Annotated in this window: 10 protein-coding genes and 5 pseudogenes; 7 read left to right on the top strand and 8 right to left on the bottom strand. The window is 69.2% G+C overall.

Features of this window, described 5'->3' with window-relative positions; genetic code table 11:
• Positions 1 to 668 precede the first annotated feature (668 nt).
• On the bottom strand, positions 669 to 836 hold the full coding sequence (locus J1C73_RS02835; RefSeq protein ID WP_207314925.1) for a hypothetical protein: 168 nt from the start codon (positions 834 to 836) through the stop codon (positions 669 to 671).
• 512 nt (positions 837 to 1348) lie between these two features.
• Here J1C73_RS02835 and J1C73_RS02830 point away from each other — a divergent pair.
• Both J1C73_RS02830 and J1C73_RS02825 read left to right on the top strand, forming a co-directional pair.
• A pseudogene (locus J1C73_RS02830) lies at positions 1349 to 1594 on the top strand (VOC family protein); the annotation flags it as partial.
• 242 nt (positions 1595 to 1836) lie between these two features.
• Positions 1837 to 2904 carry an RNA ligase (ATP) gene (locus tag J1C73_RS02825; RefSeq protein WP_207314924.1) on the top strand — a complete coding sequence of 356 codons (1068 nt, stop codon included), beginning with the start codon at positions 1837 to 1839 and terminating at the stop codon, positions 2902 to 2904.
• Between the two features lie 286 nt (positions 2905 to 3190).
• Here J1C73_RS02825 and J1C73_RS02820 read toward each other — a convergent pair whose 3' ends face one another.
• Entirely contained in the window at positions 3191 to 3337 is a 147-nt protein-coding gene (locus tag J1C73_RS02820) for a hypothetical protein (RefSeq protein WP_207314923.1), read from the bottom strand.
• 487 nt (positions 3338 to 3824) lie between these two features.
• Between J1C73_RS02820 and J1C73_RS35605 the strand changes: the two are divergent.
• Positions 3825 to 3881, top strand: a pseudogene (locus J1C73_RS35605) (hypothetical protein); the annotation flags it as partial.
• 92 nt (positions 3882 to 3973) lie between these two features.
• Here J1C73_RS35605 and J1C73_RS36185 read toward each other — a convergent pair.
• Together J1C73_RS36185 and J1C73_RS36180 are read right to left on the bottom strand one after the other, a co-directional pair.
• Positions 3974 to 4078 (bottom strand): annotated as a pseudogene (locus J1C73_RS36185) (hypothetical protein); the annotation flags it as partial.
• Between the two features lie 175 nt (positions 4079 to 4253).
• Positions 4254 to 4370: pseudogene (locus tag J1C73_RS36180) on the bottom strand (hypothetical protein); the annotation flags it as partial.
• 65 nt (positions 4371 to 4435) lie between these two features.
• Here J1C73_RS36180 and J1C73_RS02805 point away from each other — a divergent pair.
• Positions 4436 to 6178, top strand: a complete 1743-nt coding sequence (locus J1C73_RS02805; protein ID WP_207314922.1) for an endo-1,4-beta-xylanase — start codon at positions 4436 to 4438, stop codon at positions 6176 to 6178.
• A 74-nt stretch (positions 6179 to 6252) separates the two neighbouring features.
• On the opposite strand, the pseudogene J1C73_RS02800 reads toward J1C73_RS02805, so the two are convergent.
• The 4 genes and pseudogenes from J1C73_RS02800 to murG all read right to left on the bottom strand — a co-directional run bounded on the left by J1C73_RS02800 (position 6253) and on the right by murG (position 9846).
• Positions 6253 to 6962: pseudogene (locus J1C73_RS02800) on the bottom strand (IS6 family transposase).
• Between the two features lie 471 nt (positions 6963 to 7433).
• Positions 7434 to 7607, bottom strand: coding sequence for a hypothetical protein (locus J1C73_RS02790; protein WP_207314921.1), 174 nt, complete (start codon positions 7605 to 7607; stop codon positions 7434 to 7436).
• A 56-nt stretch (positions 7608 to 7663) separates the two neighbouring features.
• A complete protein-coding gene (locus J1C73_RS02785; RefSeq protein WP_207314920.1) occupies positions 7664 to 8662 on the bottom strand; it encodes a GDP-mannose 4,6-dehydratase in 999 nt (332 codons plus the stop codon).
• The gene (gene murG / locus J1C73_RS02780; protein ID WP_207314919.1) at positions 8659 to 9846 is read right to left on the bottom strand and encodes an undecaprenyldiphospho-muramoylpentapeptide beta-N-acetylglucosaminyltransferase; all 1188 of its coding nucleotides are present in this window, start codon (positions 9844 to 9846) and stop codon (positions 8659 to 8661) included. Before murG ends, J1C73_RS02785 begins: the two co-directional genes overlap by 4 nt.
• A gap of 64 nt (positions 9847 to 9910) precedes the next feature.
• On the opposite strand from murG, the gene J1C73_RS02775 reads away from it, so the two are divergent.
• The 3 genes from J1C73_RS02775 to J1C73_RS02765 all read left to right on the top strand — a co-directional run bounded on the left by J1C73_RS02775 (position 9911) and on the right by J1C73_RS02765 (position 12669).
• On the top strand, positions 9911 to 10609 hold the full coding sequence (locus tag J1C73_RS02775) for a response regulator transcription factor (RefSeq protein WP_207314918.1): 699 nt from the start codon (positions 9911 to 9913) through the stop codon (positions 10607 to 10609).
• The gene (locus tag J1C73_RS02770) at positions 10606 to 12000 is read left to right on the top strand and encodes a sensor histidine kinase (RefSeq protein ID WP_266413331.1); all 1395 of its coding nucleotides are present in this window, start codon (positions 10606 to 10608) and stop codon (positions 11998 to 12000) included. The genes J1C73_RS02775 and J1C73_RS02770 overlap by 4 nt, the downstream gene beginning before the upstream one ends.
• Positions 12001 to 12189: 189 nt before the next feature.
• The gene (locus J1C73_RS02765; RefSeq protein WP_207314917.1) at positions 12190 to 12669 is read left to right on the top strand and encodes a hypothetical protein; all 480 of its coding nucleotides are present in this window, start codon (positions 12190 to 12192) and stop codon (positions 12667 to 12669) included.
• The last annotated feature ends 274 nt before the right edge of the window (positions 12670 to 12943 follow it).

Raw genomic sequence — 12943 nt, 5'->3', positions numbered from 1 at the left:
CACTAACTGAACGGTATTGGGCCTTGCCCGCACGCCCCGTTCCGGCACGGGCCGGACCCGAGCGTAGTCCGTCCAGGCGATCCGGGGCCGTGGACTCCCAGGCACTGGGGGATGCGGCCCCGCGCCGTGACCGGGAAGGTTGGCCGGGCCCGTGGCGTGGTTCCCAGGCGGACAGGAAGACGCGTACCAGGCGCCGGGCCTCGGCCGCGCTCGCGTGGCAGGACCACGTTGTTGCCGGGGTGCCCTGTGCGGCGGGGGCGCACGACGTTCATGCGGCCCATCGCCGCCTCTCGGCCCGAACTCCGCGCGGCACAGGCTGAATCGCGCTCGTGGGCGGCCTGTGCGCGGCAGGGTGCGGCTGTGTCTGGTGGTGTCCGGAGGCAGACGTCGACCGCGCGGCGCGCCACCAGCTCGGGGTCGATCCTCGGCGCGGCCGGGCCGGCGGTGCCGTTCAGGACGAATTTCTCCGCCGGGGGCTGAGGTGTCGCCTTCTCGTACGTGCACTTGGGGGCCGGGCCGCCCGAGCCCTGGGTGCCGGCGGGCTTTGCCTTGGTGCCCGTGCGGAGTCAGAATCTCGGCGGCGGAAATTGCGGTCGTAGCAACTCGCCCGACCCCGATCCGGAGCCGTCCGGATCCGTCGGCCGAACCGCACGGCAGGCGGGGCAACATCAGCGGGCCAGGCCGAGACACGCGACCACAAGTGCCCCGCCGGCGATGGCGACCATGAGCGAGGTCGCGAGGGACGGATGCTGGTGTGCGACGTAGAGGAGACCGCCCATCACCAGGAGGGCGACGACGCCTACGAGGAACAGGGTCAGCGGGGAGTGCGAGGACACGACGGGTCTCCGTTTCGAGGTCGGGTACGAGTACCGCGCGGCCCGATCCACCAGAGGCCTGGCCGGGCAGGCCCGACGCTAGGGGCGGGTACAGCGTGGTTCCGGGAGTCCGGCTCCCTCGCCCCCAAGAAGGCCCGTCGGCAACAGATCAAAAAACCGATGCTGACCTGCGGCTTTCAAACGATCCAATGAACCGCCGCGCGCCCCCTCTGAGCCGCGAATGAGCCGCGCACGGCAGTCGCCCGGGACTGGGAGACCCGGGGCGGCTGACAGGCACCCAGATAGGCGTACCGGGCGGTTTGCATAGCGAATCCGATGTTGGGCAGACAACCGCTGGCACAACCCTCGCCGATCGCACCTCTGGTCGCACCTCACGTCGCGCTCCCGGTCGCGTCAGGATTCGGCGCGATGGAGGGAAAAACGCAGGCCGCAGGGTCCGCCACGGCCGGGCGGCACGCCGACTGCTGACCTACAGAGGGGCCCTCGCGTACCTGAGGCGGGAGCGGGGGCGGCACGGCCCACGGCTGTTCTTCCAGCAGGTGCCGGAGGACAAGGTCGCCAAGAACCGCGTCCACCTCGACGTCCGCGCGGCTCCCGGACTGCAGAGAGAGGAGCGGATGGCGGCGCTGGAGGTCGAGTGCGACCGGCTCGTCTCACTGGGAGCAAAGCGGGTACGTCTCTATGAGCCCGCTCCCCCGATGAGCGCCGGCTTCATCGTGATGACCGACCCCGAGGGCAAGGAGTTCTGCCTGGACTGACGCACAGCTGTAGTTGCGGAAGCCGCGGCCGGTCTTGCGGCCGAGACAGCCGGCAGTGCCGAGGTGCTCCAGCAGCGGGGACAGAACGTTCGGTCTGAAGGATGTTCTGGTCCTGCTCGACGGCCTACGGGCCGTGTCCAACGGGGAGTTGACGTCGGCGGCGCTCACAATATTCAGTGGATCGGACGGGCCGCGTTCCGGACAGTAGGGGGCGATGAAAACCACACCGGAGGAGCCCTGACATGTCGACGCTGCACGTGACCGCCGAAACGCTGACGATCCACGAGCACCCGAACGCCGACGCCCTCGAACTGGCCCAGGTGGGCCTGTACCGGGCCGTCGTCGCCAAGGGCGCTTACCGCAGCGGTGATGTCGCCGTCTACATTCCGGAGCAGTCCGTCCTCCCGCAGGGGCTGATCGAGGAGCTGCGCCTGAGCGGCCGTCTGGCCGGAAGCACGGCCGACCGGGTGAAGGCGGTGCGGCTGCGCGGGGAGCTGTCGCAGGGCATCGTCTGCCGCCCGGGGGCGCTGGCAGACGTCGACCTGGCCCGGGCGGCCGCGGACGGCACCGACTTCGCCGAGCTGCTGGGCATCACCAAGTGGGTGCCGCCGATCCCGCCCACGATGAACGGAGAGGTGGAGTCCGCGCCCGATCTGCTGCCCTGGTGCGACATCGAGAACGTCCAGCGCTATCCGGGCATCTTCGAGCCCGGGGAGCCGGTCGTCCTCACCGAGAAGGTGCACGGCTCGGCCTGCCTGGTCACGTACACCGTGGAGGACGGTCGTACATGGGTGTCGTCCAAGGGGTTCGGGGCCAAGGGGCTCGCCCTGAAGGAGGACCCGCGCAATCTGTGCTGGCGCGCGGTCCACACCCATGGCGTGCCTGCGGCGGCGGCGCGTCTCGCCGAGAAGCTGGGCGCGACCCGCGTCGGCATCTTCGGCGAGGTGTACGGCGCCGGGGTGCAGGACCTCGACTACGGCGCGGACGCCCGCGGCGAGACGCTGGGGTACGCGGTCTTCGACCTGTCCGCAGAAATAGCCGGACAGGTCCGCAGGCTGGATCCGGCAGACCTGCTGGAGGGTGAACTGCCGCTCGTACCCAGGCTGTACGAGGGCCCGTACGACATCGACAAGGTGCTGGAGCTCGCCTCGGGGTGGGAGACCGTCTCCGGGCGTGAACTGCATCTGCGTGAGGGTGTGGTGATCCGCCCGGCCGTCGAGCGCCACAGCCCGGTGGTCGGCGGACGGGCGATCGCCAAGGCGGTCAGCCCGGCGTACCTGACCCGCAAGGGCGGCACTGAGTACGAGTGAGCCCCGGCCGCGGGGGCCCCGCACGGGGAGGGCGCCCCACGGCCGGTTCAAGTCAGCCGCCGAGTCGTTCTTCCAGGGCCTCAAGCGGGAACTGCTGCACGGACGGCGCTGGACGTCGAAAGCACTGGCCCGCCTGGAACTGTTCCGCTGGATGTCGTATGCGGACAGTGAGCAATGGGGATACGTCGCCTACAAGACTGTCTGAATCTGTGCGAATCGCCCGTCGGCCCGTGAGGGCGGAAACAGGAACGCCGCCTCATGGCACGGGCCCGGCCGCGCTGCGCCATCAGAGGCGGTGCAGTGGGGCTGCTCCGTCGGCCCAGTGCCAGTTCACCGGCTGCCACTGCTTCTTGAGGGCAGTGCGTTCCTTGGCGTAGCCGCCCGGCACGCTCCGGGTGCGGACGGACCGCCGCCGGCCAACTGGGAGCTGCACCGCACGCTGACGGAAACGCTGGAGAGCTGGCAGGAGGACGGCACGCTGCGTGAGGGCTCGCTGCTGCTGGTCGAGTGGCTGATAGCCGAACTACCGCCGTCCGGCTCACCGGCGCCCGCCGAGGTGACGTCATCTCAGCGGGAAACGCCTGACGGCTGTTCCCACACCAGCCAGCGAGTGGGGACAGCCGTCAGCTTTTTTTACTTGCTGCGGGCGATGCTCGCTACGAGAGCGTTCACGACCTCCTGCAGTGCACTGATTTGCACGTCATCGACCACGTCCGGAAGGCTCGCCGGATCGATGGCCGCGATGCTTCGGCGTGTGGCTTTGAGTGCGGTCTGGAAGCGTGCGCGCTGCTCGGTGGCGTGTGCACGGTTCTGCCGTCCCTGCTCCGGCCGTGGGCGTGGTGGAACTCCTTGCCCAAGTCCAGGCCGAGGAAGAGGCCTATCGCGGTCGTGTCGACCATGTGCGCGTGCCCCTTGCCTCGATGGGCGCGGATCTGATGGTGCACTCCGCCACCAAGTACATCGGTGGGCACAGCGACGCCACGGGCGGGGGCGTCGTCGGCGGCTCGACCTGGCTGAGCAGGACCGAGGGCGGCCTGCCGGGGCGGGGCTCGTCCGTCAGTCCGTCCAGACGCAGGGTGATGGACCGGGAGTGCCAGCGGTTCACCGTCGCGTGGGCGATGCCGAGTCCGGCCGCGGTCTCCTTGTTCGTCCCGGCCTCCGCACACCGCAGCACGATCTTCGCCCGCAGCGCCAGGAACTGCGCGGTCTTCGCCCGCCGCGACCAGCGCGTCAACTCCGCACGCTCTGCCTCGCTGAGTACCAGTTCCGACTTGTGCTGGCTCGTCCACCAGTCCCGCCATCCGCCGGTCAGCGAACCGCGAGCGCCACTTGCGCACCGTCTCCGTGGACACCCTGAAGTCCGCTGGCACACGCGTGTTTGACGCGCCTTCCGCGCAGGCCAGAACGATCCGGGCCCGCTCCGCTACACGAGCTGGGACGTGCCACACAGGGCCGCCGTACCTCATGTGTGATGAACTATGGCCCGGTTTCGAGACGTTGATCTCGTCCCGGCAAGAAAGTTGGAGGGATCGTGAACCTTGGCGGGGGGACGTGGCAGCGACTGACCGCCGTGGTGCTCGTCATGGCGGTGGCGGCCGGGTGTACGGGTCAGGGCGAAGGGCCGGACGGCGGGAACGACAAAGACCTGCTGCGGAACCACGACTGGACGCAGATGCCAGGCACCACCGCGCGGAACGACATCCTGCGGGTCAGCGCATCGGATCGGCACATCGTGGAGCAGGACTCCTCCGGCGGCCAGCCCAATCCCCCGCTGAACCTGGCCGGCCCGCATCTGAGGTCCGATGGCGACTTCACCGTCACCGCACGCATGTCCGGTGTGGGCGACGAAGACGGCGACTCATGGCTGCGGCTGTACGGACGGGTACCGGTCATCTACGACGAGTGGCGGCAGGAGCGGCCCTCACTCCGCGTCGGCGTGACCGCCGACGGACAAGTGAAGGTACAGATATGGGACGGCGAGGGCGACGAGCCAGCCACCTCCAAGGTTTTCGACTGCGGCTGCTCCGGGACGGTGACGCTGGCCGTGTCGAGCATCGGTGACACCTTCCGCGTGAAAGCCGACGGGCGGCGGCTGGGAACCGTGCAGGACCCGGGGGTGTTCGCCGAGGGCACTGTCTGGTTCGGTCTGGAGGCGGACGGGGGCGAAGACGAGCGCCGCGAGGGATGGCGTCTGACGCAGCTGATCGCGCGGGCAGAGAGCGGTGACTCGCTCCGCGTGGTCAACGCGCCGCAGCTACGCCAGGAGCAGTCCGACGACTCGCTGCGTGCGCGGGCCGCAGACGTGGGGCGGCCGTTCGACGTCGGCGCCGCCCTAGCCGAGAACCCGCTGCTCACCGACTCCCGCTACCGGGCGCTCGCGGGGAGCCAGTTCTCCATGGTCACTCCGGAGAACGCGTTCAAGCCACAGTTCCTCCACCCGCGCCGGGGCGTCTACGATTTTCGCGACGCGGACCTACTCGTACGCTTCGCCCGCGCAAACGACATGAAGGTTCATGCGCACACCCTCGTCTGGCACGAGGCTCTGCCCAACTGGATGCGGGAGAACGACGATCCCGAGGAGGTGCGCCGGACCATGCTCCGGCACATCGCCACGGTCGCCGGTCACTTCAAGGGGAAGGTCGCGGAATGGGATGTGGTCAACGAGCCCATGTCCGACGACGAGGAGAGCTACACCAACGGGGATCTTGGTCTGCGCTCCGAGCAGAGCCCGTGGTTCGAGGCCATGGGCGAGGAGTACATCGACGAGGCGTTCAGGGCCGCCCACCGGGCCGATCCGAAGGCACGGCTGTTCCTCAACGAGTACGGGGTCGAGGAGGAAGGCGAGCGGTGGGACGCCCTTTACGATCTGGTCAAGCGGCTCAAGGAACGGGGCGTACCGATCGACGGCGTGGGTTTCCAGAACCATGAGTACGCACCCGACGACCGCACCGACCCGGAGACCTTCCGCAGCCATGTGCGGGATCTGGCGGAGCTCGGGGTCCAGGCGCGGGTGTCGGAGATGGACGTCCCCATAGGCGAGGACGAGGAGGACGGGCGGGAGACCCAGGCCGACGAGATGGTGGGCAAGCTGCGGGTCTGCCTGGAGGAGCCGAACTGCACATCGTTCTCCACATGGGGATTCACCGACCGGTACGGTTCCACCGCCGACACCAAAATCTATCCTCCGCGCACGGCCGATTCCCTGCCGTGGGACGCGGCCCTACGGCCGAAGCTGGCGTACGAGCGGCTGCTCGAGGCCTTTGACGAGGCGTGAGGGCACTGTCACGTTGTTGGGTGGGTGTCTGATGACGTGACAGAGTGTGGTGCGGTCGGGTTCCGGCTGTGTGTTCAGGGCGTGGTGGGCAGGCCGGTGGCGCCGGTGATCTGCTCCCAGATGGTGAAGCGGACGGTCATTTCGGCGCGGTAGTCGGGTGCGGCCATGAGTGGCGGCGGGGTCGGAAGTGGGGTGAGATGCCGCTGAACGCGGACAGGAAGCGTTGTGCTCCGCCAGCGGAGCGGAAGCCTTTCATCGCGCGTTCACGCTGTCTGGTGGGCTGATGACTTTTCTCGGCCCGGTTGTTCAGGCCCTTGTGGGAGCGGTGCTCGACGGAGGGCATGACCTCGCGGTGAGCGGCACCGTAGGAGCGAAGCTTGTCCGTGACGACCACCCGCGGTACCGCACCGGTCTTCTTCATCAGCCTGCGGAAGAAGCGCCTGGCCGCGGCCTTGTCCCGCTTCCCCTGGACGAGGAAGTCGAGCACGTTGCCGTCCTGGTCGACGGCCCGCCACAGGTACTTCCGCTCGCCGTTGATCTTGATGAAGACCTCGTCCAGATGCCATTTGGCCCCGGGCCGGGGCCGTCGGCGGCGCAGTCCGTCGGCGTAGGCCTGCCCGAACTTCACACACACCGTCTCGTACGAGACGGTGACACCGCGCCGGAGCATCAGCTCCTCCACCTCACGGAAGCTGAGCGGAAAGCGGAAGTACATCCACACGCAGTGGGAGATGACCTCGACCGAGTACCGGTGCCCCTTATACGAAAGCAACGCGCTCACCACGGACGATCCCCCTCCAGCATGATCAACGTCGAGGATCCTCCCACGCCGCCCGCCAACGTGACAGTGCCAACGCAGACCCTCCACGACACGGCGCACCAGAAGGCATCTGCCGTGAAAAGTCAGCCGGGCATTAGCGTGGGCCATCAAGACCTCCGGTCATGGTGAAGACAGGCATCTCCACTACGCCCGGAGGTCTCTTCTTGATCAACTACCGACGCGAGTAACCAACCTCATGGCTGAGTACATCTAGCGGCTGCGTCGAGGGCGCCGGTACGCAGCTGGTAGCGGACAGCGGTGGCCTCGGTGGCTGTTGCCCGCGCAGCCCGCAGCACGAGCCACCGCCCGGCGCCCAGGGCCGTACGGCGTCGTCGTACGCGCCGTCGGCGATGCACCAGCGGGCCACGTCGAGTGCGTATTCCCCTGCCCCGTACCGAAGCTCGCACCTGAGCCCGGGCATGATCGTCAGGCGAATCACTTGCTCACGCCGGAGAACTTCGTGATCGCGCTGATCGACCACCAGCCGAGCCAGTACTCGACGGTGACGTCTTCCAGCCTGGAGGAAATCGACCTGAACGTTCGTGCTGTCGCCAAGCCGGCGACGGCGTACGAGATCCCGGTGGTGCTGAGCACTGTGGCCCTGGACATTGCTGGCCCAGTTGGCGGTCCAATCGAAGGCGGTGGGCGCGCGCGGATTCAGCCCCTCAGATCTGATACCGGCCCGGTGCGAACAGGGCGAGGTTCTCGGCCACCCACTTCGATGTGGACTTCAGCCCCTCCCCGAGGGGCGTCTCCGGTTGCCAGCCCGCCCACTCCCGCGCCCGGGAGTTGTCCGAGAGCAGCCGCTCCACCTCACTGCCCGAGGGTCGCAGTCGCGCCGGGTCGACTATCACCGAGGCTTCCCGCCCCGAGGCCGTGATCAGCGCCTGTGCCAGATCGCCGATCGAGATCTCCCGCCCGGAGCCCAGGTTCACCACCTCGCCGAGCGCCCGGTCGCACTCGGCCACCGCCAGGAACCCCCGCGCTGTGTCCGTGACGTACGTGAAGTCCCGGGTCGGTGTGAGCGAGCCGAGCTTGATCTCCCTTGCGCCGGCATGCAGTTGGGCCAGGATCGTGGGGATCACGGCGCGCGCGGACTGCCTGGGTCCGTACGTGTTGAAGGGCCGCACGACGGTGACTGGCAGGTCGAAGGCGTGCCGGTGCGACAGCGCCATCATGTCGGCGCCGATCTTGGAGGCGGAGTACGGGGACTGCGGCTGCAGTGGATGGGTCTCGTCGATCGGCACGGTCAGGGCGGTTCCGTACACCTCGCTGGTGGAGGTGTGGACGAGCCGCCGCACGGAGTGGCGCCGGCACGCCTCGGCGATGTTCTCGGTGCCGACCACGTTCGTCTGGACGTACGCGCCCGGCGAGTCGTAGCTGTACGGAATCCCGATCAGCGCGGCGAGGTGGAAGACGGTGTCGCAGCCGGCCACGGCGTCCGAGACGCGGCCCGCGTCGCGTACGTCGCCCGCGATCGTCTCCACCGAGGGGTGGGACATCAGATGGGCCAGGTTGCCCTTCTCGGCGTACGGCTTGTAGTGGGCGAACGCCCTTACGTTCGCGCCGAGTTCGACAAGCAGATCGACGAGCGTCGATCCGATGAAGCCTTCTGCCCCGGTGACGAGGACGGTCCGGTTGTTCCAGTTCAGCTGGGACTTCATGCGGCGTTGTGCTCCTTGATGTGCGGGGCGGGGCGGGAAGTGGAGTGGGAGGCGAGTTCGAGGACCTTGGCGGCCAGCAGGTCGGCGGCCCTGGCATGACTGCCGGGGTCGGCGGCTCCGCTCATCGCGGCGAGCCGGGCAGGGTCGGCGAGCAGGGGTTCCAGGAGCGCGGCGAGCCGGTCGGGGGTGGTCTCCGCGTCCGCCAGGAGCAGGCCGGCGCCCGCGTCCGAGAGCACCCGGGCGTTGTGTGTCTGGTGGTCGCCGGGTGCGTGCGGGTAGGGCACCAGAACGGCGGGTACCCCGGTCGCGGCGAGTTCGGCGACGGTCGCCGATCCTGCCCGGCACACCACCAGGTCGGCGGCGGCGTACGCGAGGTCCATCCGGTCCAGATACGGCACGGCCCGCGCCAGCCGGGGTGGCACCGGGGCGAGGCGGCGCCGGGTCTCGTCGAGCGCGGCCGGTCCCGTCTTGATCAGCAGGTGTACGTCGTCACGCCCGCGCCAGCGTGTCGCCAGCCCGAGCGCGGTCTCGGTGAGCCGGGCCGCGCCCAGGCTGCCGCCGTTGAAGAGGACGAGGCGCGCACCGGGTGGCACCTGAAGGGCCTGCCGAGCCTCGGCCCGCATCGTGCTCCGGTCCAGGGCGGCGATCGCGGCAGCGATGGGCATCCCGGTGGTGACAGCGCCCTCGCCGCCCGCCAGATGCGCGCGGCTGCCGTCGAAGGCGACCGCGATATGCGGAGTGAGGCGCGCCGCGAACTGGTTGGCACGGCCCGGCACCGCGTTCGACTCGTGGATGAGACTCGGCAGTCCGGCCATCCGGGCGCCCACGATGACGGGCGCGCTCGGGTAGCCGCCCATGCCGACGGCAACCTGGGCGCGCTGTGCCTTGAGGATGGACCGACACTGTGCGCCGGACTTCAGCAGGGCGGCGGGCAGCAGGTACCGCTTGGCGCCGAGAGAGGGGTCGAAAGGGATCATGTCGACGGTGTGGAGACGGAACCCGGCACCGGGAATCAGCTCGGTCTCCAAGCCCCGCGTCGTGCCGACGAAGGAGATCACCGCGTCCGGGGCGGCCCGGCGCAGCGCCTCGGCGAGTGCGAGCCCCGGGTAGATGTGCCCGCCGGTGCCGCCCGCTCCGATGACCACGGAGAGTGGTGTGCGTACTGCTGACGATGGTGTGCGCATGGGGCAAGAGCTTCGCGGGGTGTCTTAAGAGGGTTCTAAGAGCCGGGTTTGGCACGCTTCGCTCATGAGTATTTCGCGCACGGTCAGGATTCTCGTCGTCGACGACGAGCCCGAGGTGCGGGCAGCCATCGAGGATGGACTCGCTGTGGAGGGGTACGACGTACGGGGCGCCCCCGACGGTCTGGCGGCACTCTCCGAGATGGCGCGCTGGCAGCCCGACGCGGTGGTGCTCGACGTGATGATGCCGGTCCTGGACGGCCTCGGGGTCTGCCGCCGGTTGCGGGCGATGGGCGACCGCACCCCGCTCCTGGTCCTCACCGCCCTAGACTCGGTGAGCGAACGCATCGATGGCCTGGACGCGGGCGCCGACGACTATCTTGTCAAACCCTTTGCCCTCGACGAACTCGTGGCCAGGGTAAGGGCGTTGCTACGCCGTTCGGCCCCCGAGCCGACATCCGGATCGGCGGAGCTCTCGTACGCGGACCTCACCATCGACCCGGTGAGCCGCAGCGCCCGCCGGGGCGAGCGGGCGATCGACTTCACCCGCACCGAGTTCGCTCTGCTCGAACTGTTCCTGCGCCACCCCGGCCAGGTGCTCCCACGCGAACTCATCCTGGAACTCGTATGGGGCCAGGACTTCGGGCCCGACTCCAACTCGCTTGCCGTGTACGTCGGATACTTGCGCCGCAAGCTGGAGGCGGAGGGCGCACCGCGCCTGATCCACACGGTGCACGGCGTCGGCTACCGCCTGGACGCGCCGTGAGTGGGCGCGGCCGTGGAACCCGCCGCCTCGGCGCCCGCTGGCGCCGTCACCGACCCCTGCGCACCCGCCTCGCGCTGGCCGCCTCAGCCGCGGTTGCCCTGGTCGCGGCCGGCGTCTGCGCGGGTGCGTTCCTCGTGATCCGCTACGAGCTCTACCACCAGCTCGAACTCAGCCTCACCCAGGCGGCGACCCTGGCCACCCAGCAGAACCGTGGCGCCGGCCCCGGCGTGCTCTCCGGCGAGTGCCGTTTCCTGTCGGCTCCCGCCTGTACCCAGATCGTCCCAGCCTCCCCGGCCAAGGACCCTGATGCCCGCTACCTCCTGCCCGTGACCCAGCCGGTGCGCGAGGTCGCCTCGGGCAGGCGGAACCCGTACTACACCGACATCCACCTCTCGGACGGCCACCCGGCCCGGATACTGACGACCGCCTTCGGCAGCAACAAGGCGCTGCAGGTGGCGTTACGCTCGGACACCGTGGACCGGGGCGTGCGCCAGGCCGCCTGGCTGCTCGGCGCCGTGGGCGCGGCGGGAATCGTGATGGCCACCGCCCTCGGCTACTGGGTCTCGCGGACCGGCCTGGCCCCTGTCGCCCGCCTGACCGCCACCGCCGAGCGCATCGCGTCCACCCGCGACCCGAGCCACCGCATCGAACTTCCGCCGGGCCCGCCCGACAAGGAAGACGAAGTCACCCGCCTCGCGGCGACCTTCAACATCATGCTGGGCGCACTGGAGCAGTCCGTGACGGCCCAGCGCCGACTGGTCGCCGACGCCTCCCACGAGCTGCGCACCCCGCTCACAGCACTGCGTACCAACGCCGAACTCCTCGCCAAAGGAGACCGATTGACGGTGCCTCAGCGGGATCGAGCCTCCGCCGCGCTCGGCCGACAGATCCGTGAAGTATCGGTCCTGGTCAACGACCTGATCGACCTGGCGAGGGACGAGGAGCCCACCCCGCTGATCGAGGACGTCCACCTCGCTCCGCTGCTCGCGTACACGGTGGACACGGCCCGTACGCACTGGCCGTCCACCCCCTTCCGACTGGACGTGGCCGATGACTCCACGACCCTGCCCGGCGTCCCCGCCCGCCTCGCTCGGCTCATCTCCAACCTTCTGGACAACGCGGCGAAGTTCAGCCCGCCCGGCGCTCCCGTTGAAGTCGGTCTTTCCGCAGCCGAGCTGACGGTGCGGGATCACGGGCCCGGCATTGCGAAGGACGACCTTCCCCATGTCTTTGACCGCTTCTACCGCGCGGAACAGGCCCGTTCACTGCCCGGCTCAGGCCTCGGCCTCGCGATGGCACGCCAGATCGCCCGCGCCCACGGCACCGAGCTGACGGCACACCAGGCACCCGGCGGCGGCGCATTGTTCCGGCTGGCCCTGCCGCGGAAGTAACGAGGTCCCCGGTTCGCGAAATGTTGAGATCTCGCCGTGCATTGCGAAGCAACCGTCCTCGCGCGATCACCGACGAATGGCTGTGACCAGCACTTTCACCACCTATTCGAGGATGGCGTCGAGCTCCGCCTCGACGAGCCAGTCGGATCGATGAAGCGCGAGACCTCAACAGAGGTGCATGCTGGACGGATGTTCACCGCAGCAGACGGCGATGTCGCCGCGGCCGACGAGCACGTACGGGACCTGTTCGTCTACGCACTGGAATGGACGCAGGACAAGGCCGCGAACTCGGTGAACCCGCAGTCGCTGGTCAAGGCGCTGTGGCGGCTGCGGGCCATGAGGCGTCTGGGGTGGAGAAGGGCGCGGCGTACGCAGATGCTGTTCAACCCCTCAATCCACTTCGGGGCGCCGGTGGAATTTGGAAGCGACGCTCAGCGCATAGAGCTGCCGTTCGTACTCAAGGCCGGCTCCGTGGTGTCGCTGCCGCTCATGGGGCTGGAGGTGCCCAACCGGATAGGCCGCCAGCTGCGGGTCTCACTGCACCTGGGCACCGGTCGCATCATCAGGGCCGACGTCCACGACGCCGACGCCCTGGAGCCCCTGCGGATCGACTTGGACGAATACACCGGCGACTGGTCCTTGCACATCGGCCCGCCCACGACAGACTGACTGGACACGGAATCGGGCGCTTACCGTGAGGCCGCGACCACGCCCCCACCGACGGCGCATGGCTGGCGGGCCCGGCCTGGGGAAGCCGGACCCACCGCGCTCACTGCGCCTTCGGCAGCGCTGCCAGGGCGCGGCGTTCCTCACCGTGGCCCCTGCCGACGACCTGCCACACCGGCCGGTCGGCCCCGTCGCCGGTCAGCAGGGGCAAGGTCGTGGTCGCCACGGTGAGCCGGTAGTTCACACTCCCGACGCGGCGGGCGCGCTCTTGGAAGGC

This window comes from Streptomyces laculatispora (assembly GCF_017353455.1).
GTDB lineage: Bacteria > Actinomycetota > Actinomycetes > Streptomycetales > Streptomycetaceae > Streptomyces > Streptomyces laculatispora.
Note: the sequence above shows the minus strand (reverse complement) of the source record. Positions and strands in the feature narration are given on the sequence as shown.

Bases quoted from the DNA above. Each gene is read 5' to 3' on its own strand.
- J1C73_RS02825 (WP_207314924.1), top strand. From the start codon at position 1,837: ATGTCGACGCTGCACGTGACCGCCGAAACGCTGACGATCCACGAGCAC.
- J1C73_RS02790 (WP_207314921.1), bottom strand. From the start codon at position 7,607: ATGTCCAGGGCCACAGTGCTCAGCACCACCGGGATCTCGTACGCCGTC.
- J1C73_RS02785 (WP_207314920.1), bottom strand. From the start codon at position 8,662: ATGAAGTCCCAGCTGAACTGGAACAACCGGACCGTCCTCGTCACCGGG.
- murG (WP_207314919.1), bottom strand. From the start codon at position 9,846: ATGCGCACACCATCGTCAGCAGTACGCACACCACTCTCCGTGGTCATC.
- J1C73_RS02775 (WP_207314918.1), top strand. From the start codon at position 9,911: ATGAGTATTTCGCGCACGGTCAGGATTCTCGTCGTCGACGACGAGCCC.
- J1C73_RS02765 (WP_207314917.1), top strand. From the start codon at position 12,190: ATGTTCACCGCAGCAGACGGCGATGTCGCCGCGGCCGACGAGCACGTA.